Origin of the sequence: Rhodococcus sp. 1R11, from assembly GCF_004563845.1 — a bacterium.
In the GTDB taxonomy this organism is placed as follows: Bacteria; Actinomycetota; Actinomycetes; order Mycobacteriales; family Mycobacteriaceae; genus Rhodococcoides.
Genome location: NZ_SPNG01000019.1, coordinates 22,309 through 48,898, shown reverse-complemented (window position 1 = coordinate 48,898; position 26,590 = coordinate 22,309). Strand labels below are relative to the sequence as shown.

Sequence of the window (26,590 nt, the reverse complement as noted above, 5' to 3'; positions counted from 1 at the left end):
CCGCCGGATCCGCTACAGGCTTTTGAGCAGCCGCACGTCGTCGTCGATTCCCTCGGCCGGAGTTTCGAGGATCACCGGTGCATCGGCCGCGAGCGCGACGGCCGTCAGAATGTCTGCGTCGATGGTTCCGGTGCCCAGGTTCGCGTGCCGGTCGCGGGCAGAGTCGAACTCGTCGCGTGAATTGTTCAGATGCACCAGGTCGATGCGTCCGGTGATGGCCTTGATGCGATCGACCACGTCGATCAGGTCTTCGCCGCCGGCCCACGCATGGCAGGTGTCGAGACAGAAACCGGCACCGAACTCCCCGATCGCGTCCCACAACCGCGCGATGTCGTCGAAGCGCCTCGCCATCGCCGAGTCACCGCCGGCAGTGTTCTCGACGAAGATCGGTACGCCGAAACCACCCTGCTCGGCCTGACGCTCGAACAGCTTGCGCCAGTTGTCGATTCCCTTCGCGGTGTCCTCGCCCTCTCGGACGTGACCGCCGTGCACCACCAAACCGATGGCCCCGATCTCGGCAGCTGCTGCGGCCTGTTCGACGACCGCCTTGCGGGACGGGATTCGAATGCGATTGTTCAGGCTCGCCACGTTCAGAACATAGGACGAGTGCACCACCACATCGACGTCGCCGGCCAACAGAGCCTCACCTTGGGGGTGCGGGGTGAGCTTGTTCCACTTCTGCGGATCCGTCAGAAACATCTGAACCAGGTCGACGCCGAGCGTCTCGGCCGTGCCCAGAGGGTCGCTGCTGTCGCGGACATGTGCTCCGATGCGCATGACGCCCATCATAGGGGTCCAGTTCAGGGTCTCCCCTGATAGCGACCGGGCCCGAACACTGAAACACTGGCACCCATGAGCGACATTGCCGCACGTGCGGTCGACGTATCGAAGGTCTACGGTTCCGGCGACACCCAGGTGCACGCACTGTCCGGGGTGACCGTCGAGTTCGCCCGCGGAGAATTCACCGCCATCATGGGCCCGTCCGGCTCGGGCAAATCCACGCTGATGCATTGCCTGGCCGGGCTGGACACGGCGTCCTCGGGCACGGTCACGATCGGCGACACCGAGCTGACGGCGTTGTCAGACAAGGAGATGACCGGGTTACGAAGGGACCGAATCGGTTTCGTGTTCCAGGCCTTCAATCTGGTGCCCACCCTGACCGCACTCGAGAACATCACTCTGCCACTCGACATCGCCGGACGCACTCCGGACAAGCAGTGGCTCGACACCGTCGTCGACCGACTGGGCCTGCGCGATCGCCTCGACCATCGCCCGAGCGAACTCTCGGGTGGGCAGCAACAGCGCGTGGCGTGCGCTCGCGCACTGGCCGGTCGACCCGACATCGTGTTCGGCGACGAGCCGACGGGCAACCTGGACTCTCGTTCGTCCGGTGAGGTGCTGTCGATTCTGCGCACGGCCGCAGACGAATTCGACCAGACCGTCGTGATCGTCACCCACGACCCACGAGCGGCCAGCTACGCCGACCGCGTCGTGTTCCTGGCCGACGGAGCCGTCATCGATCAACTGGTGTCGCCCACCGCCGACGCCGTCCTCGAGCGCATGAAGAAGCTGGAAACGGTCCGCTGATGTCGCACTCGGTCGCCAAGAAATCGAATCCCGACAAGGCCCCGACGCGGGCCGCGTCGGGCAACCCCATGCGTAAGGTGTCGCTGCGAAACCTTGCCGCCCACAAGGTTCGGCTGGCACTGACGGTTCTCTCCGTCGTACTCGGAACTGCTTTCGTCGCAGGCTCGTTCGTCTTCACCGACACGCTGCAGCGCACGTTCTCGTCACTGTTCGCCGACACCGCACAGGGAGCCGATGTTCGAGTCGCCCCCGAGGACTCGCGATCGAGCGGAGTACCCAGCGAGGACATCGCCGCCATCTCCGCGCTTCCCGGCGTGCGTGCCGTCTCCCCGTATGTGGGAGGACAACTCGTTCTGCTGGGTAAAGACGGTGCTGCAGTGCAATCCGGCGGAGCACCGACGATCGGCGAGTCCTACCTGCCGGACGAGCAGCGGCTCGGTGATCCGGCGACATTCGTTTCCGGCTCCGCCCCCACCGCGCCCGGCCAGGTCGCGATCAACGCAGGTGGCGCCGATCGAGCGGGCCTGAAGGTGGGCGACGCGACCCAGGTACTCGTGCCCTCCAAGGGGATCACCGACATCACTGTCTCCGGAATCTATTCCACTGCAACGGAATCCGGTGGATTCATCGGGATTCAGTTTGTGCAGAGTCAGGCGAACGAGTTGTTCACCGACGGTGCGCACGTGCAGTACATCGACGTCGCGGGCAACGATCTCGCCGCGCAGGGTAAGACGCAGAGCGACCTCAGGGACGAGATCGCCGCCGCGTTTCCGGATCTGAAGGTGCAGACCGCTGCCGACGTCCAGGCCGAAACCAAGGCCGAGGTCGAGTCGGCACTGTCGTTCATCACGTACTTCCTGCTCGCGTTCGGCGCCATTGCACTGCTCGTCGGCACGTTCATCATCTACAACACGTTCTCGATGATCGTCGCTCAGCGGGTACGCGAACTGGCACTGCTGCGCGCCATCGGAGCCAGCCGCGGGCAGGTCAGTCGGTCGGTCGTACTCGAAGCGATCGTCGTCGGCGTCATCGGAAGTGTGCTGGGCTTCGCCGGCGGCGTGGGACTGGCGTACGGATTGCGCGCTCTGCTCAATGCCTTCGACCTGGGGCTGCCGTCGGGCCCCCTCGCCCTCGAACCACGCACCGTCGTCGTCGCCTTCGCGGTGGGCATCGTCGTCACCGTCCTCAGCGCCTACGCACCGGCGCGGCGAGCAGCCAAGATTCCACCGGTGGCGGCAATGCGCGAGGAGTTCGCGTCCGCCGGCGACACCCTGCGAACTCGCACGTTCGTCGGCGTCGGACTGGGCATCGCCGGAGCGGCAGCAATAGTCATCGGCGCTCAGTCGACCGGCGGCGCTGCCGCTGCGACCGTCGGCGTCGGCGCAGTGGCGGCGATCGTGGCCACGGCCCTGGCCGCACCGTCGTTGTCTCGGCCCGTCGTGGGAGCGCTCGGGGCCGTCCTCACCCGGCCGTTCGGTGCCATCGGTCGCTTGGCCAGAACCAACTCGGTGCGCAATCCGCGCCGCACGGCAGCCACCGCATTCGCGTTGATGCTCGGCCTCATGCTCGTCACCGTCATCGGGGTACTCGGGTCCACGGCGAAGGCAAGTGTCGATTCGCTCGTCGACACCGGCGTCGAAGCCGACTACATCCTGTCCGGTCCACAGTCGATCGGTGTCCCGGCCGGAGCCACGGCAGCCGCACAACAGGTCGACGGAGTGGAACGAACCGCTGTGCTGCACCCGGTATTCGTCACGATCGCCGGCGAGGAGGAATTCGGCGCTGCCATCGACGGCTCCCCGGAAGGACTGCTCGACCTGTCCATGGTTCGGGGCACCGCAGACCTCGAGAGCAACGGCTTCTCGGTGTCCGAGACCGAAGCGTCCACCAAGGGCTGGGACATCGGCACCCAGGTCGTGTTCGACTCCGTCGACGGAGCTTCGGTTCCCGTCACCGTCACCGGTGTGTTCACCGACAACCCACTGATCGGCAGTTGGATCGTCTCGGGCGACATCTACGAGAAGGTGACGCCGTCCATCACTCGATCGGATTTGTTCGTCCTCGTCAAAGCCGCGCCCGGAACCGACCTCGGTACGTTGCGCACCGACCTCGAGGCCGCGACCAAACCGTCCGTGGTGGTGCAGGTTCAGGACGTCGAAGAGTTCAAGGGCAGCCAAGGTCAGCAGATCGACACTCTGCTCGCGGTGCTGTACGGACTGCTCGCCCTGGCCGTGGTCATTGCGGTACTGGGCATCGTCAACACCCTCGCCCTGTCGGTCGTCGAACGCCGACGCGAGATCGGCATGCTCAGGGCGATCGGAATGCAACGACCGCAGGTGCGCCGCATCATCTACCTCGAGTCGCTGCTCATCGCACTGTTCGGTGCCATCGTCGGCGTCGCCCTCGGCATCGCGTTCGGTTGGGGCTTCGTCCAGACCCTGCGCGACGAGGGCCTGGGTGTCATGACGGTGCCCTGGGGGCAGGTCGTCGCGATGCTTCTCGGGTCCGCGGTGGTCGGGGTGCTGGCCGCTCTGTGGCCTGCCGTTCGGGCCGCGCGCACCAAACCGCTCGAGGCGATAGCCGACCTCTGATCAGGGTCGCCCCGACACCGGGCATTTCGTAACGACACCCGTTCGTTACGAAATGTCCGGTTTTCGGCTTGCGCCGAAAGACGACCCGCGTCTACTTTAGGGGTGGTAAAACAGTCTTCAAGTAGGTTTGGGTACCGCAAACGAACCTTTGCCTCGCGGGTCGGGCTCGTGCAAGGAGAATCATGACGATTCAGGACGCCTACGCGCCGACCCGATCTGTGCCGACGGGATCTGTGTCGAGTCGAGCTGTGCCGACGCGATCCGCGCTCGCCCCACTGTGTCGTCCCGACGGCCGCGACACGCTGATGGCGCGCTACCGCGAGGTAGCCCACGCCATGCCGGATGCGGCCGCGTTGCACGCGGCGGGGACGTCATTGACTTTCGACCAGCTGCTGCATCGCGTGTACTCGCAGGCTCGCAAGATTGCTGCCCTGCGCCCGTCGGATCATCGGCCCCTTGCCGTCGAGGCGGACACGTCGGTCGACTCGATCGTCCTGATGCTGGCCGTCATCGCCGCAGGCCATCCGTTGGTTCCGCTGGATCCGCAACTACCCCCCGAGCGCCGCGACCGCATCGTCGAACAGGCGAGGGCCTCGATCCTGCACGCGGCGGCCGTCGACGCGGCGGTCGATTCCTGCGTTCCACTGCCGACGGTCTCGGGCGGCCACACCGCGGTGATCAACTACACGTCCGGATCCACGGGTACGCCCAAGGGCGTCGTACTCAGTCATCGCATGTGCCTGACCAAGGCGTACGAGGTGTCGACCGCGCTGGGGTTGGGCACCCACGATCGCGTCGGCGATGCCCTTCCGGTCAGTTTCGGCGCGGGCCTGAACACTTTGTTCGCCGGGCTGCTCAGCGGTGCCACCGTCCACTGCCGCGACCCTCGATCGGGCACGGTCGGCAGCATCGCAGAGTGGGTAGCGGAGCATTCGCTGACCACGCTGCACTGCTCGTCGTCGCTGCTACGCGCCGTCGCGGGCCAGGTCACCGTACCCACGCTGCGCGTCGTCACCACGTACGGAGAATCTCTGCACGCGGACGACGCGCGCCGCTTCCGCCTGGCTTCCGACAACCGAGCCACACTCGTGAATTGGTACGCGACCACCGAGGCCGGGGCCGTCGCGTTCAGCGAGTACCCCGTCGGCAGTGCGCTACCGTCCGGCTTTCTGCCCGCGGGCACTCCCGTCGCGGGAAAACTCGTCGAGGTCGTCGCCGCCGACGGCTCCCCGTGCGAACCCGACGTCATCGGCGAGGTACGGGTCACGTCGGCCTGCTTGGCCGACGGCTATCTCGAGGATGTCGGCGTGGAGTCGGAGAAATTCGCTGCCCTCGGCGACGGCCTGTTCCGCTATCGCACCGGCGACTTGGGCCGGTTCGATCAGGACGGAACATTGCAGCTCGCCGGGCGCATCGACGACGCAGTCAAGGTACGCGGCTACCTCGTCGAACCGGCCGAGGTGGAGGCGGCACTGCGCGCGCTCCCGAACATCGACGATGCCGTGGTGATCGGTAGGAGATCCGGAGCCGATACCGACCTCGTCGCCTACATCTGCTCCGACCGCACCGTCCGGGCGAGCCAGGCCGACATCAGGGCCGCCCTGCGCCGAACCCTGCCGGAATGGATGGTGCCCACCCACATCGTCGCGCTCGACGCCATGCCCCGCAACGAACGCGGCAAGATCGACCGCAGAGCACTGCCCGAGCCGTCCGACCGACGCGTCGAACGCACCGCGGTCGGCCCCACCGAATACATCGTCGCGGAGTCCGCTCGCACTGCACTCGGACTGGACGCCATCGGGCGGGACGAGGATTTCCTCGAACTCGGTGGCAACTCGCTGACCATGACGGCGATGCTCGCCCAATTGCGCGAGAACCTGAAGATCGAACTCGATCCGCAGGACGTGTTCGCGTCGACCACCGTGCGAACGCTGGCGACCACCGTCGACGCTCGGCTTCGCGACGCCGCCGCCGCACGTCGGCGCTCGTCCGGTGTCCACGACGTTCTGGTCCCGCTGCGCACCGGGGGTACCGGAGCTCCGATCTTCCTGATCGGTGGTGCCGGCGTGGGCGCGATGGCGTTTCTCGATCTGGTCAAGCACCTCGACGCCGACCGTCCCGTGTATGCCCTGCAGGCACACGGCCGAGGCAAACGCGGGCGACCGGACCGGACCATCAGAGCCACCGCGTCACGGTATGTCGACGCGATCCGCACGGTGGCCCCCGACGGCCCGTTCCATCTCGTCGGCCACTCGCTCGGCGGCTGGATCGCCATCGCGATGGCAGAGAGGATCAGGGATTCCGGCGTCGGTACCCCGCATCTGCTACTCCTGGACACCCGACTGTTCCGTCATCTCCTCGACCGGCTTCCCGGGGGGACGTCTGTCCCGGCAGCGCCGCCTGCACCGACCAGAGAAGATGCCGGCTTCCATCTGGGTCGTGTCGGTACGGCCGCGCTGTGGCTGCGTATGCAATTCGCTGGGCTGCTGCGGTATCCGACGACCATGGAATGGTTGGTGTTCGCGAGCATCGGGTACGTGGCGTTGAACAAGCATGTGCCGACTCCGTGGTCGGGGTCGATGACTGTGGTTCGCACCACCGAGAACGTCATGGACCTCCGGTCGTGGCGAGCAGTCGCTCACGGCGAGCTGACATTCGTCGATATCACCGGCCACCACGCGAACATGTTGCGCGGGCCGATGGCGAAGGAACTGGCCGAGATCATCGACGACACCGTCGACAACGCGCGCTGACCTGGAATATCGACCGCGATGGCCTGTCGCGGTGGCGGCACAGCTTGTACGTTTGTGCCGGACGGCTAATCAGCCGAGCCACCGGCCCGAACCGAGACAGGGAGGTCGACCATGAGCGCATCGTACGAACTGCAGTCGGTGGAACTACACAAGGACGTCTTGCGGTACGTCGACGTCGGCGACGGGCCGCCCGTGATTCTCGTCCACGGGCTGCTCGGATCGCACAAGTCCTGGGGCCCGCAGATCGAGCGGCTGTCGGCCGAGTATCGGGTGATCGCACCCGACCTGTTCGGGCACGGTGATTCCGACAAACCGTCCGGAGACTATTCGCTCAGTTCGCACGCGGCCACCATCCGCGACCTGATGGAGTACCTGAACATCGACTCGGCACCACTGGTCGGCCACTCGCTCGGCGGCGGCATCGTCATGCAGATGACGTACCTCTTTCCCGAACGGGTCGATCGCCTCGTGCTGGTCAGCAGCGGTGGACTCGGCCCGGAGGTGAGCCTGCTACTCAAGGCCGCGACGCTACCCGGCAGCGAACTGGTGCTTCCGATGTTGGCCTCGGATTGGTTCCGCAGGAACACCGAAGGTGTGCTGGCTCAACTGGGCAAGTGGGGGGTTCCGGTAGAGCCCGGCCCCAGCATGGCCGAGACGTGGCGCTCGTTCCGATCGGTCGCAGACCGGTCGACGCGGGAGGCATTTCTGGCGTCGACGCGGGCCGTCGTGGGTCCTCGCGGCCAAACCGTCAGTGCCAAGCAGCATTTCGAGAAGTTCGAGTCCATTCCCTCGCTGCTGATCTGGGGCGGCAAGGACCGCATGATTCCCGCCAAGCATGCGGACAACATCCGACGCGAGGTACCCAACAGTCGCGTCGAGATCTTTCCCGACGCCGGCCACTTCCCGCAGCTCGACGAGCCGGACTTCTTCTTCCGGCTGCTGGACGAGTTCTTGGCCGCCAATCTCACCGACTCGAGCGACGCGGACACCGGCGCGCCGACGGAGATCACCCCGGCAGTCATGCCGTTGCAGCGCCCGTGAGCGTCATCCCGATGTTCCCGCTCGGCAGCGTGTTGCTGCCGGGCGAACGTCTCCCGTTGCACATCTTCGAGCCTCGATACCAGGCACTGGTACAGGACTGTCTGAAGATGGACGATCCCCGTTTCGGCGTCGTTCTCATTGCCCGGGGGCACGAGGCAGGCGGCGGCGACGTCCGACACGATGTGGCGACGATCGCCCACATCATCGGTCACGAGGCCATCGGAGACGGCAGGTATCTGCTCGAATGCGTCGGCGGTGAACGGATCCGCATCGACGCATGGCTCCCGGACGACCCCTATCCACTGGCCGACGTCCGCGCTTGGCCCGACGCAGACGTCGATGCCGTCATCGCCGACACACAGTTCGCCGCCACCTGGGCCAAGGTAGAGGATCTGTACGAGATGATCGGTCGGCTCGAATCCTCGGAGAACATCGTGACACCGGGTGTGCCGGACTTCTTGAGCCTGCCGATCTCGGCCGCCGAGAAGATCTGGTCGCTGGCCTCGTTGATCCCGATGGGCCAGTCCGACCGACTCGACATCCTGTCGGCACCGGACGCCCCGTCGCGATTGAAGGCGCTCGACGATGCGATCGAAAACGTCACCGCTGTCGTGCAATTCAGGCTTCAGCCCTGACGAGACCGGGACCAGGCCAACCCAGAAAAGAGATCAGGCCCAGCACCATCGGTGCCGGGCCTGATCTTCGTAGTAGCGGGGACAGGATTTGAACCTGCGACCTCTGGGTTATGAGCCCAGCGAGCTACCGAGCTGCTCCACCCCGCGTCGGGTGATACCCACGGTACATGCCGTCGTGGCAGACTCCCAATCGCCAGGTCAACGCTCTACGGTTCTTTCATGCCCACCGAGTCGTCACCCGTCCTGTCCTTTCCACACCAGGCCGTCGCACAGATCACGCTGAGCAACCCCCCGGTGAACGCCCTGACCCAGCCTGCGACGCGCCGTCTGCGGGCGATGCTTCGCGAGCTGTCCGAGAACTCCTCCGTCCGGGCCGTCGTGCTGACCGGCGACCGGGTGTTCAGTGCCGGTTCGGACATCTCCGAAATGCCCGCGATGCAGGCGGCAGGCGACGTCCTCGAACGTAAGAGCAACGTCGAGAACGCGACCCTCGAATTACTGGCCGACCTACCGCTCCCGACGGTCGCAGCCATCGACGGGTTCGCCCTGGGCGGCGGGCTCGAGATGGCGCTGTGCTGCGATCTCGTCGTCGCCGACGCAGGTGCCCGCCTCGGCTTGCCCGAGATCGATCTCGGGCTCGTCCCCAGCAGTGGCGGAACCATGCGGGCGTTGCGGCGCGTGGGTCAGTCGCGCGCAGCCGAACTCGTACTGCTCGGCGAGCCCATCTCTGCCGAGACAGCTCTGGAATGGGGTCTGATCAACCGGGTGGCTCCACGCGGTGGGTCCTTGTCGGTGGCACTGGACCTGGCACACGTGCTGGCCGCGAAGTCCCGATCGGCCGTGCACGCGAACAAACGAGCTCTCGCGCTCACGTTCGGGCAGTCACCACACGAACCGGCACGACGCGCACTGCCGGTGTTCGAGGAAGCCTTCGATTCGGCCGACGGCCGAGAAGGCGTACGGGCTTTCCTCGCCAAGGAGTCACCGAACTTTCGATAGCCGGGCCCGCGCGAGAAGTGCTGCGCCGGTGACGATCTCCCATCCGATGATGGTGTAGACGGAAATCCGCTCGAACGCTCCGCCGCCGAGGATGCCGGTGTCGGCGAGAAACAGTGCGAAACCGGCCAGCCCCGCAACACCGGCCGCAGCACTGGCCGTCGTGTACCAGCGAGGTGCGCCGACGCGTCCGCCGTACCGTGCGGCCGTGAGCAGGACGAGGTTTCCGCCGACGATCGCCATCCCGGCACCGACCGCATGCGACGCCGAGGCCCCGTTCACCGACGCGTGCGCCAGCCCGACGACGATGCTGCCGACCCCGTGCACGAGGGACGTACCTGCCACGAGCCGGCGAGCTCGCCCCTCGAACAACACCGACAGCCCCAGACCCGCCAAGGCGAACAGAGCCCCGTCCACCACGAAGCCGGCATTCATCACCGTATGCAGCGGCGACAGATCAGGGATGCCGAGGTCACTGATGTTGTTGCGCGCGTAGCTGTACGGTCGGTCGGTCCAGCCACGCGCCGAAATCGCTTCGGCAGCGAGATAGGTACACCCACCGACGAGAAACGCCGCGGCGGCCAGAACTGTGGATCGCTTCACCACTGCAGTATTCACCGCAGGCTCCACTCCGGAGAGCTGGGTCATTCCGCAGGCTCCACTCCGGAGAGCTGGGTCATTCCGCAGGCTCCACTCCGGAGAGCTGGGTCATTCCGCAGGCTCCACTCCGGAGAGCTGGGTCATTCCGCAGGCTCCACTCCGGCCACCCCGATGCACCGGGCTTGTACCGATTGGTACAGTACCGGCTCATGAGCGATCGCCACGACGTGGTGCCGATACTCGCAGGAGTGTTCCGCGACCATGGGTTCGACGGGTCGTCCCTCGCGGTCATCAGCAGATGCACCGGACTCGGAAAAGGCAGTCTCTACCATTACTTTCCGCGGGGAAAGCAGGAAATGGCCGAGGCAGTCTTCGACGACGTCGAGCTGTGGTTCCACCACAACGTCTTCGAGCCGCTGCGGCACGGAGACGACGCGGCGTCGACCACCCACGACATGTTCGAGCAGACCGCCCGCTATTTTCGGTCCAATCGCCTGGTATGCCTGTTCGGCGCGTTCACGCTCGGGCTCGAGCGTGCCACTTTCTCCAGCCGCGTCGCCGCGCATTTCACCCAGTGGATCGAGGCACTCACTCCGGTGCTGCAGCGGCTCGGACACGGCGACTCGGCGGCCGAGCTGGCCGAAGAGATCGTGGCCGGAATCCAGGGGGCGTTGGTGCTGGCGAGGGCTTTCGACGATGCCACACGATTCGACCGGGTGCTAGCTCGACTCGAAGCCTCGGCCGCACGCGTGTCGGCGGGAGTGCACGCATGACACCTGACGACACGACGCCGAAGCCGGCACCCGAGCTGAAGACCTTCGGGATACGAGAGTTGTTGCGACTCATCGTGATCGGATCGGTGCTGACGTACTTTCAGTTCATCGCCATCGGCCGCTGGGTTCGTGCGCCGCGGCGCGGCTGGCCGGTTCACGCCTCCAAGGCCGTCGTCGACGCGTTCTTCGTGCTCGGCCCCACCTTCGTCAAGGTGGGGCAACTGATGGGTTCGTCGCCCGGACTGTTTCCCAAGGTCCTCGCCGACACCTGTCTGCGATGCCTGGACGAGGTGCCGCCGTTTCCCGGGTCGCAGGCCCGCGCGGTGATCGAGGCAGACCTGGGCCGGAGCGTCGACGAGTTGTTCTCCTCGTTCGACGACGTACCTCTCTCGTCGGCGTCGGTCGCCCAGGTGCACCTGTGTGTGCGCCGCGACGACGGCCGCGAAGTGGTCATGAAGGTGCAGCGGCGAGGCATCTACCACCGCATGAAGATCGACCTGCGAATCGCGTATCTCATCGCGCGCGGTCTCGAGAAGTTCATTCCGTTCTTCGCCACGGCCAACGCGTCGGCCATCATCGTCGACCTGCACGCCGCGACGTTCGCAGAACTCGACAGCGCAGTGGAAGCCAAGCGCCAGCACAGCTTTCGCAGCGCAATCGGGGCATTCGGCGACAACAAGTACGTCACCGCACCCGAGGTGTTTCTCGACTACTGCGGTGGCCGCGTGATCTGCATGGAACGCATGCACGGCTCGCCGCTGGATCGGTACCGGCCCGGTCAGCAATCGGAGCTGATCGTTCGCCGTGCCGCCAAGGTCTGGATGGAAGCCCTGGTCCTGCACGGCCTGTTCCACGGCGACGTGCACGCGGGAAACGTCTGGGTGCTCGACGACGGCAGAGTCGCCTTTCTGGACTTCGGCGTCATGGGCGAGGTGGACGAGCAGTGGCGCGCGTTGTTGCTCGACCTCTTCCACGCCACGGTCATCGACGGCGACTTCACTCGCCTCGCCGGTACCGTCAAACGCCTGGGAATCGTTGCCCCGCAGATGGGTTCGGACGCCGAGGTCGGCGCGATTCTGCAGTCGGTGTTCGCGCCGATGCTCTCGACCACCCTCGCCCACTTCAGCCTGGCGGACTTCATCCGAGCCTTGGTCGGCATGGGCAAGCAGTACAAGACGTCCAGCCCCGAGGAACTGATCCTGGTAGCCAAGCAGCTCGGCTACTTCGAGAGGTACGCCATCGAACTCGCACCGAACTGGGCTTTGGGCACCGACCCGTTCGTGTTCAAGAACGTCTTTCCCGCCGAGATCGCGGCGCTGTCCGAGGCACGGGGCATCGAGCTGCCGGAGTGATCCGGCAGCCCGTGCACCCGATCACAGACTGAAGTCGAGTACTACTTTCCCTGCTGCCGTTCGGTTTTCGAGCGAGGCGATCGCTGCTGCCGCATCGGAGACGGGGAAGACGGACGGCTCGGGAGCCACGAGCGAACCGTCCGCGAGCAGTGGCTCGATCTCGGCCCATTGGGTGGCCAGGTAGCCCGGGCGCGTCATCCACCACGCACCCCAGCCGACGCCGACGACATCGACGTTGTTGAGCAGTAGACGGTTGACCTTGACGGTCGGGATCTCGCCACCGGTGAAGCCCAGCACCAGGATTCGGCCCGAGGGCGCGAGCGAACGGATGCTGTCGGTGAACCGGTCACCGCCCACCGGATCGACGACCACGTCGACGCCACGGCCGCCGGTCAGCTCCTTGACCGCGTCCTTCCAGCCGTCGACCAGTACGACGTCGGTGGCTCCGGCGGCGCGCGCGATGTCTGCCTTTGCTTCCGAGCTCACCACTGCGATCACCCGTGCTGCCCCGAGTACCGGAGCCATTCGCAGAGCGGAGGTTCCGATCCCGCCGGCCGCGCCGTGCACCAGCACCGTCTCGCCCTGCGCCAAGCGGCCGCGCTCGCGCAACGCGAAGTGCACCGTCAGATCGTTGAACAGCAAGCCCGCGCCCGCAGTGAGCGACACGGACTCGGGCAATGCGAACACCGTGTCGGGCGAGACGACGGCGACCTCCGCCATACCGTCGCTGAGCCCCGTCAACGCTGCCACGCGGTCTCCGGCCGAGAAGCCGGAATCCGCCGGAGCCGACCGAACGATGCCGGCGATCTCGCTGCCCGGAACGAACGGCAACTCGGGCTTGTACTGGTACAGCCCACGGGTGAGCAACGCGTCGGGAAACGCGACGCCCGCGGCCCTGACCTCGATGACCACCGACCCGTCACGCGCGGTGGGTTCGTCGATATCGGCAACGGTCACCGAATCGGGTCCGTCGAGACTGGAGATCTGTACCGCGCGCATGAAATGTCCTCTCGGTCGGGATCGTTCCCTGCCTGCCACGGTACAAACTGCCGTACTCACCGCCGCTACCGGCATCCACTCCTGGTGATGTGCTCCAATCGAGGGGTGAACACCACTCCCCTCACCGTCGTCTCGCCCGACGGCACCGCCCGCGGCGGCGTCATCGTCATCCAAGAAGCCTTCGGGGTCACCGACCACATCGTCGACGTCTGCAACCGCGCGGCTGCGGCGGGTTGGGTAGCCGTGGCTCCGCATCTGTTCCACCGGCAGGAGGGGGTGACCGTGTTCGACTACTCGGACATGGATTCCGCCATGGCGGCCATCGGGAAACTCGAGGCGGACGAGGTGGACTCCGACGTGGACGCAGCAGCGAGTGCGCTGTCCGAACTGGGGTTCGAGCCCTCGTCCATCGCGATCGTCGGCTTCTGCATGGGCGGGACCGTGGCCTTCCATACCGCGGTTCGACGGCAACTCGGTGCGGCCGCCACGTTCTACGGTGGCGGAATCACGAAGGGCCGCTTCGGTTATCCCGCGATGGCCTCGGTGGGCGACGCTCTCCAGACACCGTGGCACGGCTTCTTCGGAGATCTGGACGAGGGCATTCCGTTCCAGGACGTCGAGACACTGCGGGAGATCACCGCCACGGCACCGGTCGACACCGAGATCACCCGATACCCTCACGGCAAGCACGGCTTTCACTGCGACGACCGCCCTGCCGTGTTCGATGCCGCAGCCGCAGGCGACGCGTGGACCAAGACCCTCGAGTGGTTCGACGCGCATGTCGCACGCTGAGCACCCTCGCTCCGACGCCGAACTCGCGGAGGAGACCGAACGCATCGTCGCGTTCTGGACCGAGTTGTCGCTGCCCGGACTGTTCGACGTCCACACGCATTTCATGCCGAAGAACGTGATGGACAAGGTGTGGAGCTACTTCGACAGCGCAGGCCCGCTGACGGGCAGCGTCTGGCCCATCTCGTACCGCTTCGCCGAAGACCGACGGCTGCAGGTGATTCGAGGGTTCGGCGTGCGGCGATTCACGTCGATGATCTACCCGCACAAACCTGCGATGGCGGCCTGGCTGAACTCCTGGGGTGCCGACTTCGCGGCCCGCACCCCCGATTGTCTGCAGACTGCGACGTTCTATCCCGAGGACGGAGCAACGCAATACGTCGAGCAGGCGGTGACGAACGGAACCCGAATCTTCAAGTCGCACATCCAGGTCGGGAACTACTCGCCCAACGACCCGCTGCTCGACGACGTCTGGGGCACCATTTCGGATGCGCAGATTCCGGTGGTCATCCACTGCGGCTCCGGACCGGCACCCGGCTCGTATACCGGCCCCGAGCCGATCGCCGCTCTGCTGCAGCGGTTTCCGACGCTACCGCTGATCGTCGCGCACATGGGCATGCCCGAGTACGTCGAATTTCTCGATCTGGCCGATCGATACGAGAACGTACGCCTGGACACCACCATGGCCTTCACGGATTTCTCCGAAGCCGCTGCGCCGTTTCCCCGGCACGAGATGCCGCGGCTGCTGGACCTGCAGGATCGCATTCTGTTCGGGAGCGACTTCCCGAACATCCCGTACCCCTACCTGGACGCGCTACAGGCGGTCAGCCGTCTCGGACTCGGCGACGAGTGGGTCCGCGCCGTGTGCTGGAGCAACGGCGCGGCCCTGTTCGGCTGAATCCCGTTCGGGTCTCAGCCCACCCAGAATTCGGCGATACGCTCGGCGATGGCGGTGCCCTGCGCCCGGCCCGCTATCGCAGCCGCCGCCCGCACGGCGATGTCGGTGGGGTCGGGTCCGATCGCAGCCGACGAATCCTGGTCGGGGACGATCACTTCCACTTTCGAGCCACCCTTGACCAATTTCCCGCGTTCGACCTCGAAGGGGTCGCCTTCCAGGTCGAGTGCGCCGACCTTGAGCACCAGTACCTTCTCGAAGCCCACCGCCAGATCGGCGTTTTCGCTCGCACGGATACCGCCGTCGACGTAGCGGTGATCGCCGATCGTCACCGGCGGCCACATGCCCGGGATAGCGCAGCTCGCGGCCACGGCGTCGATCAGCTCGACGCCCGATCCCCGGTCCAGTACTCGATGGCGTCCCGTCATGGCATCAACGGTGACGATCCGCAGATCGCGGTCGGGCCACGAGTGCTTCGTCAGTCGGCGGGCGATGATCGCTCGTCGTTCCCGTTCGGTGATCGTCGATGCCGCCAGAGCTTCGGCACCGATACGCCTGCGAGTGTCGAGGGCACTGCCGTCCGAGTTCTGGGCAGCGCGGGCCAACATGGTGACGAGCTCGTCGATGGTGGCCTCGGCGTGCGGCTCGTTGTCCTGCTTCGACTCGTCCGCCTGACGCTCGAAGAATTCCGATACCGGGGTACCGCTCGAGATCTGAGCTGCCACCGAAGAACCGGCCGACGTTCCGAGCAGCATCTCGGCGTCGCTGACATCGGCCCCGGCCTCGGCCAGTCCCAGAAGGACGCCTGTCTGCCACGCAATGCCCGCTACACCGCCGCCGCCCAATACGAGCGCTCGTCTGGCCATGGTCGTAACCCCGTTCTTCCGCTGGACCCGTCAGGAACTTACAGCCCCGCCGCCGACCCGCGGCCGTAACCACGTGATCAGGTCGTCGAGCACGCGTTCCTGCTCCGGCTCGTTGAAGACTTCGTGGAACAGCCCGTCGTAGGTTTTCAACGTCAGGTCCTCGGATCCCGCCAGCTCGGCGATCAGCTGGCTGCCCGAGACGTCGGCCAACCGGTCCGCGGTTCCGTGCTGCAACAACACCGGAATCGTCAGGGACGGCAATCTGGCGGGATAAGTACGACTCTCCTGCAACAGTGCTGCAGCAAGCCCGGCCGTGACGCTGCCGTGATAGCCCAACGGATCGGCGACATAGGCGTCGACGACGGCCCTGTCGCGGGAGACGTCGTTGGGGTCGAGTTTCAGAACCGGCAGCGACGGCAGGAACCTGCCGAGTACGGCACCCACGGCGACCAGTGCTTTCGGCTGGCCCACGGACGGGTTGACCGCAGGCCCGGAGAGCATCAAGGCGTCCAGATCGCCCTGATGGTCGAGGGCGTAGGACAGCGCGATGGCACCGCCCATGCTGTGTCCGAGAAGGAATCTGCGGCTGCCGGGGTGCTCGTCAGCCGCGATGGAGAACAGTGTGTGCAGGTCGTCGGTGAAGTCCGACCATTTCGCCAAGGAGACTCGCTTGCCACCGGAACGTCCGTGCCCGCGGTGGTCGGGTGCGTAAACGACGAGGCCGAGCGAGCCGAGCCGCTCGATCACGTGTCGGTACCGTCCTGCGTGCTCGGCCAGGCCGTGGGCCAGCACCAGAACGCCGGTAGGCGGATTATCGGCGGCGACGTCCGGGGTCCAGACGTCGTAGACGATGCGAGTTCCGTGTACCCCGGCGAACGACGACTCGACATGCTGCATTCGGTCACCGTACAAGGACCGCCACGCCTTCGACGGCCCATCGCTCGAACCCCATAGATTCGTTTAGGTAACTATCCTCAGACGCGTGGCGATGTACTTGTGACAGACCACCACCGCACCCCCTCGTACCGCGTGGGCAGCCTCGAAAACCAGGAGTGAGTTCACGCATGCCCGACAAGGACGCCGCAGGGGCCTCGCCGAAGTGGCGCGATCCCAAGCGTTATCTCTGGCCACTCGGCCTGACGATTCCGCTGAGCCCGTTCCTGGCGTGGGGCTTGGTGTCACTCCTCGGACCCGGCGCATTCTGGGCACTCGGGCTGATGATCATGGGCATCGCGCTGCCCCTGGTCGACAAGTTCGCGGGCGTCGATCGCAGCAATCCACCCGACGAGGCTCTCGCAGCACTCGACAAGGACAAGTACTACCGGTGGTGTGTCTACCTCTTCCTGCCGCTGCAATACGCCGGCCTGGTGGCCGCGTGTTACCTGTGGGCCCACGGCCCACTCGGCACACCGGAGAGAATCGGCCTGGCCGTCACCGTGGGCGTCGTCGGCGGCGTCGGCATCAACGCCGCGCACGAACTGGGACACAAGCGCGAGAACGTCGAGCGGTGGCTCTCCAAAGTCACTCTGGCGCAGACGCTGTACGGCCACTTCTACGTCGAGCACAATCACGGCCACCATCTGCGCGTCGCCACCCCAGAGGATCCGGCGTCGGCCAAGTTCGGTGAAACGTTCTGGAAGTTTCTGCCACGCACGATGTTCCACGGTCTGCATTCGGCCTGGGATCTCGAAACCCGTCGACTCGCGCGGTCGGGCTCGTCACCGTGGACGTTGCGCAACAACCTTTTCAACGCGGCCGCGATGAGCATCGTTCTGTTCGGGGTACTGATCGCAGTGTTCGGTTGGATCGTGTTGCCGTACCTACTGATTCAAGCCGCCATCGCCATCGTCCTGTACGAGGCAGCGAACTACCTCGAGCACTACGGCCTGATGCGCACCAGGCGTCCGGACGGTCGCTACGCCAAGCCCTCGCACCGGGACAGCTGGAACAGCGATCACCTGTGGAGCAACCTGTTTCTCTACCACCTGCAACGCCACAGCGACCATCACGCCAATCCGGTGCGCCGCTACCAAGCACTACGAACCGTCGACGAGTCTCCGCAACTCCCGGCCGGATACGCGGTGATGATCTTCTGCTCGATGGTTCCGCCCTTGTGGCGCAAGGTGATGGATCAGCGCCTGATGGACTTCTACGACGGCGACCCGAGCCTCGTCAACGTCGACCGCACCGACCGCACAGCGGTCCGTCGCCTCGAGAAGCTGACCGGGGCGCGCGCGCAGTCGTAGCGTCGACGCCTCAGACCGCGGCGGGCTCGTCGGTTTGCGCTCTCAGGTAGCGCCCGAAATGCGGCACGGTGAACGCGATCGTGCCGCGCTCGGCCGAGTAGATCAGGCCCTTCTTGATCAAGCCGTCGCGGGCAGGCGACAGCGATGCCGGCTTGCGTTTGAGCTCGGTGGCCACGGCCGAGGTCGGCACCGAACCGTCCTCCACAGACAGTTCGGCCATCGCGCGCATGTATTCGCGTTCGGCGGGCGTCGCGCGTTCGTAGCGCGAACCGAAGAATCCGACGGCCAATTCCTCCTCCGCTGTCGGAGCGGCAACACGCACGTCCTCGGCGGAAATCGGGCTGTCGGCGGCGAGATCCCAGGTCGCTTTGCCGTAGGCCTGCACGAAGTAGGGGTAGCCATCGGCGGCTGCGTACAGCGCGTCGAGTGCCTCGGCGGTGAATTCGACATCCTCGCGGTCGGCCGGCGCGATCAATGCGAGATCTGCTGCGGCACGCTCGAGCCTGCCGATTCGGTGGTAGCTGAACAGGCGCTCGGAGTAACTCTTGGATGCCGACAACACAGCCGGTAGGTGCGGTAGTCCGGCCCCGACGATGATCAGCGGCGCGGTGTCCTGGCTCAGTTCGTGGCAGGCCGCGCACAGTGCGGAGATGTCTGCGGGACCGAGGTCCTGCATCTCGTCGATGAAGATGGCGATACCCACACCCACGTCGCCGGCCAGCGCGGAGGCGTCGAGCAGCAGTTCGACGAGATCGATCTCGATGTCGCCGGAGTCGGCGCGGCCGGTCTTCGCCGGGACGTCGATGCCCGGTTGCCACCGCTCGCGCATCCCCTTGTCGGCGGTGGCGCGCAGCGCGAAGGCCTTGAGGACGCCGAGAAACTCGTCGACGCGTTCGGGGTCACGATGCGAGGCCGCAATGCCGCGTACCGCCATGTGCAGCGCCGACGACAGGGGCCGGCGCAGTTCCTGGTCGGGACGAGCTTCGATCTTCCCGGTTCCCCATCCGCGCGCGATGGCCGCGGATCGGAGCTGATTGAGCAACACCGTCTTCCCGACGCCGCGCAGCCCGGTGAGAACGACACTGCGTTCCGGCCTGCCGCGGGTGATGCGTTCGAGCACGACATCGAAGGCGTCGAGCTGCTTCTTTCGACCGGCGAGCTCGGGTGGGCGCTGGCCTGCGCCGGGAGCGTAAGGGTTACGCACGGGGTCCATGGGGCCAAAGTTACAACGAATCGTGCAATATATGCGGACATCTAGCTCGTGTCCTAGAGATCCGTATTCATTCGATACTTGCGGGACGGCCGAGGCCGGGGCTACTGTCGGCTCCGTGAAGCGCATTCTCGTAGTACGCCGCCGTAGCGGGGTCTGATTCGGACCGACCCCTCGCTGCGGGTCGTCGTGCTCTCTCGGTCCTCCCTTCACATTCGCCAGGACCACCCTCATGAATTCACTTGCTTCGACTTTCGCCACAGATCCGTTCCATGCCCGTTTCGGCTGCGCCCTGCCGCGCACGATGCGCGACGAGATCTCCGGGCAACACATGTCGTGGACGGCCTTCGTCGACCGCTTCTCGCCCACCACCGGGCCTCTCCGGCTGGGCTCCTGGTCCGGAACTGGGGCCACCGGAGGCAAGACGTCGTTCGACGCCACCTTCGGCATCGGTGAAACCATCTTCGCTTGTGCCACAACAACATACGGACCGATCGAGGCGTTGACATCGATGCTCCACGACGCCGGATTCCGTATCGAGATCCTGTCGTTCCACCAGCAGCCAATCGGCGAAGAGACCGCCACCTTCGTCCTGGCCGAGCACGACGGTCGCCGCGAATGGTCGATGTCCATCGAGCCCGACGCAACCCTGTCGTCCATCAGAGCCGTGGTCGCCGGGGCAAACATCCTGCATCGGTAGCTGCCACCGCGGCCGCGAACTCGAAGTTGAGGACGAAAATCCGACGGAATGTGTCCATAACTTCGAGTTCGTCGTCGGCGTCGGTAGCGCTTTCTTCGCCTCTCTAGCGTCCAAGCAATACAGGCGAAGATCTCACTAGGGCATCTCGATTGTCTGCGCGCGGTGAATCTCGGCGAGTGCGCGGCGCACATACGTCTCGGCGCGGCTTCGACGAATCGCGAGCAGATCCGCCACCACCAACAGGGCATGGGCAGGCCGCGGCCGCGAACGTGACTGCTCGTCGACGTCCGTCACACCCAGCGCGCCGGTGAGTACCTCGACGAACCCGGCGATGTCCACGCTCGGGAGCCAGTCGGCTCCGCGGACGGTTCGGCCGAGAACTTCCTGAACGTTCTCCCCGGTCAAACCATCGCTGTATACCTCTTCGAGCAAACTCCGTACCATCTCCGCATGCACGTTCCCGGCCTTGGCCGCGTCCGAGCGGTCCAACAGTTCGACGGCCTCGTCGAACGCGATCGGATCCTGCGCCACGACAGCAGCAAGGGCATCGACCGTGGCGTCCGCGATTCGACGCACATCGACGGGCCACTCGGTGGGCCAGGCCACGGGCACGCTGCTCGGGGGAACAGCCGCTGGGGAGGGGTCGGTCATCACAGAAGTCTCTCACTCGATACCGACATGGTTCCTTTTACATGTAACCGGTGTTTATACTAAGTTGCGCACTGTGGCATCGGCCACATCGTGGACGTGGAGGAGGTCGACTCGATGAACGAGCGCAACGCCGTCGCATCGGACCCGGGCGAAGTGATGCTTCAGGCCAGGAACGTCAAGTTCGACTGGAGCGATCTGCCGATGCACTGGGTGCCCGGCGATCCGTACACCACGCACGTCCTCAACGTGCTGCATCTACTACTCCCGGCCGGCGAACACTGGTTCGTCGACACGTTCAAAGAGGCCCTGCCCTACATCGACGACGAGAAGCTGCGCGACGACGTCATCGGCTTCATCGGGCAGGAAGCCGTGCACGCCGAGGCTCATACCGGCGTCCTCGTGCATCTGCAGAACAACGGACTCGACCCCACTCCGTTCACCGATCAGATGGAATGGGCCTTCGGCAAGGTCCTCGGATCGGATTCGGTGACGAGTCTGCGATCGAAGAACAACCTCGTCGAGCGTCTGGCCCTCATCGCCGCCATCGAGCACGTGACGGCGTTCCTCGGTGACTGGGTACTCAACGCCGACGGTCTGGACCGGGCCGGCATTCATCCGACGATGCTCGATCTGCTGAGGTGGCACGGTGCCGAGGAAGTGGAACACCGCTCGGTCGCGTACGACACCCTTCGTTACTTCGACAAGCGGGAGGTACGTCGACTGCGCACGTTCGTCGTGGTCGTTCCTTTGATGGGCTACATCTGGATGCGCGGCATCATCTTCCTGATGAAGAACGACCCCGAGCTGCAGAGCGCCCCGAAGTCGGTTCGCAAGCCCCGATCGTCCCTGTGGCGCAAGTCTGTTCGCCGCGGCACGCTGCCGGCGCTGACGCACGTCGGCCGCAGTATGTCTCGCTACCTGAAGAAGTCGTATCACCCGAGTCAAGAAGGCTCGACGGCTCAGGCCGTGCGCTACCTGGCATCGTCCCCGGCCGCACAGGCTGCGGCGCGGTGAAGCTCTCGACGCGTCGCGTTCCGCGGCTGTTACCCAAGGACGCGCCACCGGATCTGCGCGGACGCCCTCGAGCCGACCGCTCTATGCAGATGCTCGGAACGTTCCTCAACGGTTACATGCACGCGACTGCCCGCAAGGAGTACGACGACGCGGTAGCCGGCCACAATCCCGATTCCGCGCTGCGGTTGGTGGTCGTCCACCGCGAGATCATCGCCGAGGACGAGAACGTCGCCGCTCTCACCCTCGCCTCGCCGACAGGGGAGCAACTGCCGACCTGGCATCCCGGCTGCCACCTCGATCTACATCTGCCGTCGGGTCGCCGTCGGCAGTATTCGCTGTGTGGCGATCCGTCCGACCGTAGTTGCTACCGCATCGCCGTGCGCCGAATCCCCACCGGCGCAGGTGGATCCATCGAGATGCATGCACTCGAGCCCGGCACCGAGGTCACCGTCCGCGGCCCACGGAACGGTTTTCCCTTCGTCGCCGAGGGCAGTGCGCTGTTCGTGGCGGGCGGGATCGGCATCACGCCCATCATCGCGATGGTGCGTGCCGCACGGATTCTCGGGATGGACTGGCAATTCGTCTACTGTGGTCGCTCTCGGGACACGATGCCCTTTCTCGACGAGATCGAGAGCTGGGAATCGGATCGCGTGTTCGTCCGGACCGACGACGTGCACGGGTACCCCACCGAGGGTGAACTGCTCGAGCGCGCGCCCGCAGGCGGTGCCGTCTACTGCTGCGGCCCTACCCCCATGCTCGACGCCGTCCGCCGCGACTTCCGCCAGTGCCCTGCCACCGCATTGCATTTCGAGCGCTTCGGTCCGCCGCCGATCCTCGATGGCACACCGTTCGAGGTGCAGCTGATCAGCACAGGCGCTGTGCTCGACGTGGCTGCCGATGCCTCCGTGTTGACCGCAGTCAAGGAACAGAAGCCCAATATCGCGTACTCGTGCCAGCAGGGCTTCTGCGGTACCTGCAAGGTGCGTGTGCTCTCCGGCGAGCCCGAACACCTGGAGTCGCGATTGACCCCAGAGGAGCAGCGCGATCACATGCTCATCTGCGTCTCGCGTGCTCGAAGCGCCCGTCTCGTACTCGATCTATAGAACGGAAAGACAGTGAGTAGCAACGCAGTTCGCACGACGGTCGTCAACGAAGGCATTCGGTTGGCGGTGTTCGAGAGCGGAAACCCCGACGGCGAACCCATTGTCCTCGTTCACGGGTGGCCCGATACTCACGAACTGTGGAGCCACATCGTGCCGCAACTCGAAGACCGTTTTCGGGTGATCAGCTACGACTCGCGCGGCGCCGGCGAGAGCACTGTGCCCGCCGAGCAGTCGGCGTACAAGTTGGCCCGGTTGGCGGCGGACTTCTATGCCGTGGCAGATGCGGTCAGTCCCGACGCTCCCGTTCACGTGCTCGCACACGACTGGGGTGCCGTCGAAGTATGGGAGGCCGCGGCTCAACCGCAGGCGAAGGATCGAATCCGTTCGTACACATCGATTTCGGGACCCAACCTCGATCACCTCGGTAAGTGGTCGCAGTCGCGCCTGCGTCGTCCCACGCTCACCGGCATCAAGCAGGTCCTTGCCCAGACGCGAGCGTCCTGGTACACCGTCACCTTCCACATCCCCGGCCTGTCGACGCTGCGCATCAAGCGTCAGTTCGCCAAGGGCTGGCCGGCATTTCTCCAGGAATTTTCCGGCGTCGATCCGACGCTCGTCACGCAGAACCCCACGCTGTGGTCGGACGCAACCAACGGCACCAACCTGTACCGCGCCAACATCATTCCCATCCTGACCAATCCGCGCGATCGGTACATCGACATCCCGGTGCACCTCATCGTCAACACCGAGGACGTCGCGGTGCGGCCGTACCACTACGACGACACCGGCAAGTGGGTCAAGAACCTCACGCGCAACGACATCCCGGCGGGACACTGGTCGCCGATCTCCCATGCGGACGACATCGCGCGATTGACAACGGAATTCATCGACTCGCTGGGCTGATGGGCTGATGGGTCAGGGGACCAGTACCAGCTTGTGACGGGTGCGTGGGGCGCGCTCCCATGCACTCGCCACCTCGGCCAGTGGCATGTTCTCGTACTCCACCGCGATCTGTCCTGCGACAGCCCAGTCGGCCAGGGTGCGATACGCCTGCGAGGTGACACTCCGTCCGTAGTGCAGCGGCATGAATCCGACGATGCTTGCTCCGAGCGAGCGCATGAGTTGTGCCGGCACGGTGATGTCGGCCCCGGCTCGGTCACCGATCTGCACCAGACGAACGAGGCGGTTGCCGGCTTGCAGTGCCGCGAGAGCGACTGTGCCCCAGACATAGTCGACAACGACATCAGCGCCGGAGGATGCCCGCCGAATAGCAGAGCTCAGCTCGTCGACACTGTTGTCGCCGATGGCAACCGTGGCCGTGGCCCCGAGTTCACGGGTGGATTCGAGGGCGTGCTCGTCACGTCCGACGACCGTGATCGAGCCTGCGCCGAGCAATCGCGCCGCCTGTACGGCGAGGCGCCCGACCACCCCGGTGCCACCGAGGATCACGACGTTCTCCCCCGGCGTCATTCGAGCCCCATGGGTCAGCGGCATCAGGGCGGCCAGACCTGCGTTACCCAGTGTCGCGGCGGTCGAGAAATCCAGCCCGTCGGGTAGTTCGATGAGCGAGGCCGTCGGCACCAAAGTCTGCTCAGCCATCGAACCGTGGGGCGAGAGCGCCGGTGAGAAGTAGACGCGGCGTCCGTCCTGCGTGGTACCCGCGCCTTCGATGCCGATGACCGTCGGCAGCGACCGCGGACTGAGGTAGTGGGTACCGGCGGCAATGACGATGTCGACGGCATTGAGCGTTGCAGCCGCCACGTCGATCACCTCCGAACCCTCCGCAGGTGCTGGGTTGCCGTGGTCCGTGTACGTCGGCACCCCGAACTCGGTCAGAACTGCTGCCTTCATGTCCGGCCTTTCGACGAATGGTCATTCACTGAATCCTGATTCAGTGTGTAGCCTGACTGTTGAGGTGTCAACAGGAAGGGGAACAGCGGTGGCAACCACTGGTCGCGCTCACCAGGCCGAGCAGACTCGCATCGAGCTGGAAAATGCCGCCCGCGCCGTCTTCGCCCGGTCCGGATACCTCAACACCAAGATCGTCGACATCACCCGGGAAGCAGGCCGGGCCGCAGGGTCGTTCTACAACCACTACTCGGGCAAGGACGAGTTGCTGTTGGCCCTCGCCGAACAGATCGGTGAGGACGCCGACGTCATCGTCGCGGCGCAGGATCCTTCCGCTCGCGAGCACCCCACCATGCGTCCACATCTGGAGGTCTTCTGGCAGTTGCTGACACGGCACCGGGTTGTGATCGATGCGCTTCGGGACGCCGCACTGGTGAGTCCAGAATTCGCCGAACGGATGCAGAGATTCACGCAGGTTCAATTCGAGCCCTGGGTCGAACGCCTCAGCGCATTCGAGAAGGCACGAGTCGAGCTTCCGGCACCTCCTGCCACCACCGCGATGCTGATCGGCGGTGCGACGGAGAATTTCGCGCGGCTGTGGCAGGGCTCGCCCGAGGACGGTCTCGACGCTCTGGTGACGTTCGTCGATCGAGGAGTCTTCGGGCCGGCCGCTCAGTGAGCCAGGTGCCCGCGAAGCGTCGAGGTGGTGTAGTCCGCACGAAAGAGACTGCGCTGCTGCAAGATAGGGACCACCTGATCGACGAATTCCGTGAGCGAATCCGGGTAGCGCGGGCACATCAGGTTGAATCCGTCGGCACCGCGACCAATCCAGGTTTCCATCTCGTCGGCGATGGACTCCGGTGTGCCGATCATCGTTGCGTGCCCGCCGCCGGCAGCCAGCGTGCCGAGCAACTCACGCACGGTGGGGGCGTCTTTCTCGACGATGCGCAGAATCGTCTCGTAGCGGCCCTGCGGTCCGGTGAACTCTGCTGCCGGCGGTAGCGGGGGCACCGGTTCATCGAGTTCCCAAGCAGCACAGTCCTGTCCGGTGAAGGTCGACAACATTGCCAGTGACTGCTCGGTCGGTAGCAGCTGATCCAGTTCGGCCTTCTTGCGTCGGGCCTCGTCCATCGTCGATCCGATGTACGTCACCAAACCCGGCATGATTCCCACTGCCGCACTGTCTCGGCCCGCGTGGGCGATGCGCGCCTTCACGTCGTCGTAATAGCTCTGCGCTGCAACGAGATCGTAGGCGACGGCATAGATGGCCTCGGCGTACTTCGCAGCGAGATCACGACCCGGCCCCGACGCCCCGGCCTGGAACAGCACCGGCCTGCCCTGCGGTGAACGCGGCACCGTCAACGGACCGTCGACCCGAAAATGTTTGCCGTCGTGATCGATGGCATGCACCTTGGCCGGGTCCGCATACGCTCCGGCGCGATCGAGCGTCAACGCGTCGGCGTCCCACGAATCCCACAGCGCCAGTGCAGTATCGACGAACTCTTCGGCGCGAGCATAACGCTCCTCACGAGCCGGGATGACATCCATCCCGTGGTTGCGTGCCTCGGCGTCGAACATGGAGGTGACGACGTTCCAGCCGGCTCGGCCGCCGCTGATGTGATCGAGCGACGCCAGCATGCGCGCGGCATGGAACGGGGTGTAGAACGTCGACGACACAGTCGTGACCAGACCGATGTGGGTGGTGGCTCTGGCCATGGCCGACAGCGCCGTGATCGGTTCGAGAAACCAGGTTCCTGCGCCGGCCGGATCGCGAACGGAATGCCCGTCGGCGAAGAACACCGCGTCGAACTTTCCCCGTTCGGCCAGCTGCGCAAGTTCCTCGTAGTACGCGATGTTGCCCAGGTCCTCCACTCGCGAATCGGGATGCCGCCACGCTGCACTGTGATGTCCGCAGCCGTACAGAAACGCGTTGAGGTGCAT

At 65.4% G+C, this 26,590-nt stretch carries 25 protein-coding genes and 1 tRNA gene; 16 read left to right on the top strand and 10 right to left on the bottom strand.

The window, feature by feature from the left end; genetic code table 11:
• Positions 1 to 12 precede the first annotated feature (12 nt).
• Positions 13 to 777, bottom strand: a complete 765-nt coding sequence (locus tag E4P29_RS24430) for a deoxyribonuclease IV (RefSeq protein WP_135047644.1) — start codon at positions 775 to 777, stop codon at positions 13 to 15.
• A 75-nt stretch (positions 778 to 852) separates the two neighbouring features.
• Here E4P29_RS24430 and E4P29_RS24425 point away from each other — a divergent pair, with 75 nt between their 5' ends.
• From E4P29_RS24425 to E4P29_RS24405, 5 genes are all read left to right on the top strand, one after another.
• Entirely contained in the window at positions 853 to 1,587 is a 735-nt protein-coding gene (locus E4P29_RS24425) for an ABC transporter ATP-binding protein (protein ID WP_135047642.1), read from the top strand.
• A gap of 68 nt (positions 1,588 to 1,655) precedes the next feature.
• Positions 1,656 to 4,178 carry an FtsX-like permease family protein gene (locus E4P29_RS24420; protein WP_135047696.1) on the top strand — a complete coding sequence of 841 codons (2,523 nt, stop codon included), beginning with the start codon at positions 1,656 to 1,658 and terminating at the stop codon, positions 4,176 to 4,178.
• A gap of 182 nt (positions 4,179 to 4,360) precedes the next feature.
• Positions 4,361 to 6,931, top strand: coding sequence for an alpha/beta fold hydrolase (locus E4P29_RS24415; protein ID WP_135047640.1), 2,571 nt, complete (start codon positions 4,361 to 4,363; stop codon positions 6,929 to 6,931).
• Between the two features lie 111 nt (positions 6,932 to 7,042).
• Positions 7,043 to 7,972 (top strand): alpha/beta fold hydrolase, encoded by a 930-nt coding sequence (locus E4P29_RS24410; RefSeq protein WP_135047638.1) that lies wholly within the window; start codon positions 7,043 to 7,045, stop codon positions 7,970 to 7,972.
• Positions 7,969 to 8,607: an LON peptidase substrate-binding domain-containing protein gene (locus tag E4P29_RS24405; protein ID WP_135047636.1), complete on the top strand. Its 639-nt coding sequence runs from the start codon at positions 7,969 to 7,971 to the stop codon at positions 8,605 to 8,607. Before E4P29_RS24410 ends, E4P29_RS24405 begins: the two co-directional genes overlap by 4 nt.
• Before the next feature lie 73 nt (positions 8,608 to 8,680).
• On the opposite strand, the gene E4P29_RS24400 is transcribed toward E4P29_RS24405, so the two are convergent.
• A tRNA-Met gene (locus tag E4P29_RS24400) sits at positions 8,681 to 8,754 on the bottom strand.
• A 72-nt stretch (positions 8,755 to 8,826) separates the two neighbouring features.
• On the opposite strand from E4P29_RS24400, the gene E4P29_RS24395 reads away from it, so the two are divergent.
• Positions 8,827 to 9,606, top strand: coding sequence for an enoyl-CoA hydratase-related protein (locus E4P29_RS24395; RefSeq protein ID WP_135047634.1), 780 nt, complete (start codon positions 8,827 to 8,829; stop codon positions 9,604 to 9,606).
• On the opposite strand, the gene E4P29_RS24390 is transcribed toward E4P29_RS24395, so the two are convergent.
• Positions 9,589 to 10,251, bottom strand: a complete 663-nt coding sequence (locus tag E4P29_RS24390; RefSeq protein ID WP_135047632.1) for a DUF998 domain-containing protein — start codon at positions 10,249 to 10,251, stop codon at positions 9,589 to 9,591. The genes E4P29_RS24395 and E4P29_RS24390 overlap by 18 nt on opposite strands.
• 161 nt (positions 10,252 to 10,412) lie before the next feature.
• Here E4P29_RS24390 and E4P29_RS24385 point away from each other — a divergent pair, with 161 nt between their 5' ends.
• Both E4P29_RS24385 and E4P29_RS24380 read left to right on the top strand, forming a co-directional pair.
• On the top strand, positions 10,413 to 10,976 hold the full coding sequence (locus E4P29_RS24385; protein ID WP_209205504.1) for a TetR/AcrR family transcriptional regulator: 564 nt from the start codon (positions 10,413 to 10,415) through the stop codon (positions 10,974 to 10,976).
• Positions 10,973 to 12,328, top strand: a complete 1,356-nt coding sequence (locus E4P29_RS24380) for an AarF/UbiB family protein (RefSeq protein ID WP_135047630.1) — start codon at positions 10,973 to 10,975, stop codon at positions 12,326 to 12,328. Before E4P29_RS24385 ends, E4P29_RS24380 begins: the two co-directional genes overlap by 4 nt.
• A gap of 21 nt (positions 12,329 to 12,349) precedes the next feature.
• On the opposite strand, the gene E4P29_RS24375 is transcribed toward E4P29_RS24380, so the two are convergent.
• Positions 12,350 to 13,327, bottom strand: a complete 978-nt coding sequence (locus E4P29_RS24375) for an NADPH:quinone oxidoreductase family protein (RefSeq protein ID WP_027495194.1) — start codon at positions 13,325 to 13,327, stop codon at positions 12,350 to 12,352.
• Positions 13,328 to 13,432: 105 nt separating this feature from the next.
• Between E4P29_RS24375 and E4P29_RS24370 the strand changes: the two genes are divergently transcribed.
• Together E4P29_RS24370 and E4P29_RS24365 are read left to right on the top strand one after the other, a co-directional pair.
• Positions 13,433 to 14,119, top strand: coding sequence for a dienelactone hydrolase family protein (locus tag E4P29_RS24370; RefSeq protein ID WP_245154467.1), 687 nt, complete (start codon positions 13,433 to 13,435; stop codon positions 14,117 to 14,119).
• Positions 14,106 to 15,014, top strand: coding sequence for an amidohydrolase family protein (locus E4P29_RS24365; RefSeq protein ID WP_135047626.1), 909 nt, complete (start codon positions 14,106 to 14,108; stop codon positions 15,012 to 15,014). The genes E4P29_RS24370 and E4P29_RS24365 overlap by 14 nt, the downstream gene beginning before the upstream one ends.
• 14 nt (positions 15,015 to 15,028) lie before the next feature.
• On the opposite strand, the gene E4P29_RS24360 is transcribed toward E4P29_RS24365, so the two are convergent.
• Positions 15,029 to 15,877 carry a patatin-like phospholipase family protein gene (locus E4P29_RS24360; protein ID WP_135047624.1) on the bottom strand — a complete coding sequence of 283 codons (849 nt, stop codon included), beginning with the start codon at positions 15,875 to 15,877 and terminating at the stop codon, positions 15,029 to 15,031.
• A gap of 30 nt (positions 15,878 to 15,907) precedes the next feature.
• Complete coding sequence (locus tag E4P29_RS24355; RefSeq protein ID WP_135047622.1) at positions 15,908 to 16,774, bottom strand: alpha/beta hydrolase; 867 nt, start codon at positions 16,772 to 16,774, stop codon at positions 15,908 to 15,910.
• 167 nt (positions 16,775 to 16,941) lie between these two features.
• On the opposite strand from E4P29_RS24355, the gene E4P29_RS24350 reads away from it, so the two are divergent.
• Positions 16,942 to 18,123: an alkane 1-monooxygenase gene (locus E4P29_RS24350; RefSeq protein WP_135047620.1), complete on the top strand. Its 1,182-nt coding sequence runs from the start codon at positions 16,942 to 16,944 to the stop codon at positions 18,121 to 18,123.
• Positions 18,124 to 18,133: 10 nt separating this feature from the next.
• On the opposite strand, the gene E4P29_RS24345 is transcribed toward E4P29_RS24350, so the two are convergent.
• Complete coding sequence (locus tag E4P29_RS24345) at positions 18,134 to 19,336, bottom strand: ATP-binding protein (protein WP_135047618.1); 1,203 nt, start codon at positions 19,334 to 19,336, stop codon at positions 18,134 to 18,136.
• Between the two features lie 229 nt (positions 19,337 to 19,565).
• Here E4P29_RS24345 and E4P29_RS24340 point away from each other — a divergent pair, with 229 nt between their 5' ends.
• The gene (locus E4P29_RS24340) at positions 19,566 to 20,033 is read left to right on the top strand and encodes a 2-isopropylmalate synthase (protein WP_135047616.1); all 468 of its coding nucleotides are present in this window, start codon (positions 19,566 to 19,568) and stop codon (positions 20,031 to 20,033) included.
• A 135-nt stretch (positions 20,034 to 20,168) separates the two neighbouring features.
• Here the strand turns inward: E4P29_RS24340 and E4P29_RS24335 are convergent, their stop codons facing one another.
• Positions 20,169 to 20,684 (bottom strand): hypothetical protein, encoded by a 516-nt coding sequence (locus tag E4P29_RS24335; RefSeq protein ID WP_135047614.1) that lies wholly within the window; start codon positions 20,682 to 20,684, stop codon positions 20,169 to 20,171.
• Between the two features lie 114 nt (positions 20,685 to 20,798).
• Between E4P29_RS24335 and E4P29_RS24330 the strand changes: the two genes are divergently transcribed.
• The 3 genes from E4P29_RS24330 (at position 20,799) to E4P29_RS24320 (ending at position 23,704) form a co-directional block, all read left to right on the top strand.
• Positions 20,799 to 21,698, top strand: a complete 900-nt coding sequence (locus E4P29_RS24330) for a metal-dependent hydrolase (protein ID WP_135047613.1) — start codon at positions 20,799 to 20,801, stop codon at positions 21,696 to 21,698.
• A gap of 83 nt (positions 21,699 to 21,781) precedes the next feature.
• Positions 21,782 to 22,801 carry a PDR/VanB family oxidoreductase gene (locus tag E4P29_RS24325; RefSeq protein WP_245154472.1) on the top strand — a complete coding sequence of 340 codons (1,020 nt, stop codon included), beginning with the start codon at positions 21,782 to 21,784 and terminating at the stop codon, positions 22,799 to 22,801.
• Positions 22,802 to 22,813: 12 nt separating this feature from the next.
• The gene (locus E4P29_RS24320; protein WP_135047609.1) at positions 22,814 to 23,704 is read left to right on the top strand and encodes an alpha/beta fold hydrolase; all 891 of its coding nucleotides are present in this window, start codon (positions 22,814 to 22,816) and stop codon (positions 23,702 to 23,704) included.
• A gap of 12 nt (positions 23,705 to 23,716) precedes the next feature.
• Here E4P29_RS24320 and E4P29_RS24315 read toward each other — a convergent pair whose 3' ends face one another.
• Positions 23,717 to 24,652, bottom strand: a complete 936-nt coding sequence (locus E4P29_RS24315; protein WP_135047607.1) for a zinc-binding dehydrogenase — start codon at positions 24,650 to 24,652, stop codon at positions 23,717 to 23,719.
• A gap of 88 nt (positions 24,653 to 24,740) precedes the next feature.
• Here E4P29_RS24315 and E4P29_RS24310 point away from each other — a divergent pair, with 88 nt between their 5' ends.
• The gene (locus tag E4P29_RS24310) at positions 24,741 to 25,328 is read left to right on the top strand and encodes a TetR/AcrR family transcriptional regulator (protein ID WP_135047605.1); all 588 of its coding nucleotides are present in this window, start codon (positions 24,741 to 24,743) and stop codon (positions 25,326 to 25,328) included.
• Here E4P29_RS24310 and E4P29_RS24305 read toward each other — a convergent pair.
• Positions 25,322 to 26,590, bottom strand: coding sequence for an LLM class flavin-dependent oxidoreductase (locus E4P29_RS24305; RefSeq protein WP_135047604.1), 1,269 nt, complete (start codon positions 26,588 to 26,590; stop codon positions 25,322 to 25,324). The genes E4P29_RS24310 and E4P29_RS24305 overlap by 7 nt on opposite strands.

What these genes read in the sequence shown, in the direction of transcription:
- E4P29_RS24430 (WP_135047644.1), bottom strand. Translation starts at nt 777, where the DNA reads ATGCGCATCGGAGCACATGTCCGCGACAGCAGCGACCCTCTGGGCACG.
- E4P29_RS24425 (WP_135047642.1), top strand. Translation starts at nt 853, where the DNA reads ATGAGCGACATTGCCGCACGTGCGGTCGACGTATCGAAGGTCTACGGT.
- E4P29_RS24420 (WP_135047696.1), top strand. Translation starts at nt 1,656, where the DNA reads ATGCGTAAGGTGTCGCTGCGAAACCTTGCCGCCCACAAGGTTCGGCTG.
- E4P29_RS24415 (WP_135047640.1), top strand. Translation starts at nt 4,361, where the DNA reads ATGACGATTCAGGACGCCTACGCGCCGACCCGATCTGTGCCGACGGGA.
- E4P29_RS24410 (WP_135047638.1), top strand. Translation starts at nt 7,043, where the DNA reads ATGAGCGCATCGTACGAACTGCAGTCGGTGGAACTACACAAGGACGTC.
- E4P29_RS24395 (WP_135047634.1), top strand. Translation starts at nt 8,827, where the DNA reads ATGCCCACCGAGTCGTCACCCGTCCTGTCCTTTCCACACCAGGCCGTC.
- E4P29_RS24390 (WP_135047632.1), bottom strand. Translation starts at nt 10,251, where the DNA reads ATGACCCAGCTCTCCGGAGTGGAGCCTGCGGTGAATACTGCAGTGGTG.
- E4P29_RS24385 (WP_209205504.1), top strand. Translation starts at nt 10,413, where the DNA reads ATGAGCGATCGCCACGACGTGGTGCCGATACTCGCAGGAGTGTTCCGC.
- E4P29_RS24380 (WP_135047630.1), top strand. Translation starts at nt 10,973, where the DNA reads ATGACACCTGACGACACGACGCCGAAGCCGGCACCCGAGCTGAAGACC.
- E4P29_RS24375 (WP_027495194.1), bottom strand. Translation starts at nt 13,327, where the DNA reads ATGCGCGCGGTACAGATCTCCAGTCTCGACGGACCCGATTCGGTGACC.
- E4P29_RS24365 (WP_135047626.1), top strand. Translation starts at nt 14,106, where the DNA reads ATGTCGCACGCTGAGCACCCTCGCTCCGACGCCGAACTCGCGGAGGAG.
- E4P29_RS24360 (WP_135047624.1), bottom strand. Translation starts at nt 15,877, where the DNA reads ATGGCCAGACGAGCGCTCGTATTGGGCGGCGGCGGTGTAGCGGGCATT.
- E4P29_RS24355 (WP_135047622.1), bottom strand. Translation starts at nt 16,774, where the DNA reads ATGCAGCATGTCGAGTCGTCGTTCGCCGGGGTACACGGAACTCGCATC.
- E4P29_RS24350 (WP_135047620.1), top strand. Translation starts at nt 16,942, where the DNA reads ATGCCCGACAAGGACGCCGCAGGGGCCTCGCCGAAGTGGCGCGATCCC.
- E4P29_RS24345 (WP_135047618.1), bottom strand. Translation starts at nt 19,336, where the DNA reads ATGGACCCCGTGCGTAACCCTTACGCTCCCGGCGCAGGCCAGCGCCCA.
- E4P29_RS24340 (WP_135047616.1), top strand. Translation starts at nt 19,566, where the DNA reads ATGAATTCACTTGCTTCGACTTTCGCCACAGATCCGTTCCATGCCCGT.
- E4P29_RS24335 (WP_135047614.1), bottom strand. Translation starts at nt 20,684, where the DNA reads ATGACCGACCCCTCCCCAGCGGCTGTTCCCCCGAGCAGCGTGCCCGTG.
- E4P29_RS24330 (WP_135047613.1), top strand. Translation starts at nt 20,799, where the DNA reads ATGAACGAGCGCAACGCCGTCGCATCGGACCCGGGCGAAGTGATGCTT.
- E4P29_RS24325 (WP_245154472.1), top strand. Translation starts at nt 21,782, where the DNA reads ATGCAGATGCTCGGAACGTTCCTCAACGGTTACATGCACGCGACTGCC.
- E4P29_RS24315 (WP_135047607.1), bottom strand. Translation starts at nt 24,652, where the DNA reads ATGAAGGCAGCAGTTCTGACCGAGTTCGGGGTGCCGACGTACACGGAC.
- E4P29_RS24305 (WP_135047604.1), bottom strand. Translation starts at nt 26,590, where the DNA reads ATGCACCTCAACGCGTTTCTGTACGGCTGCGGACATCACAGTGCAGCG.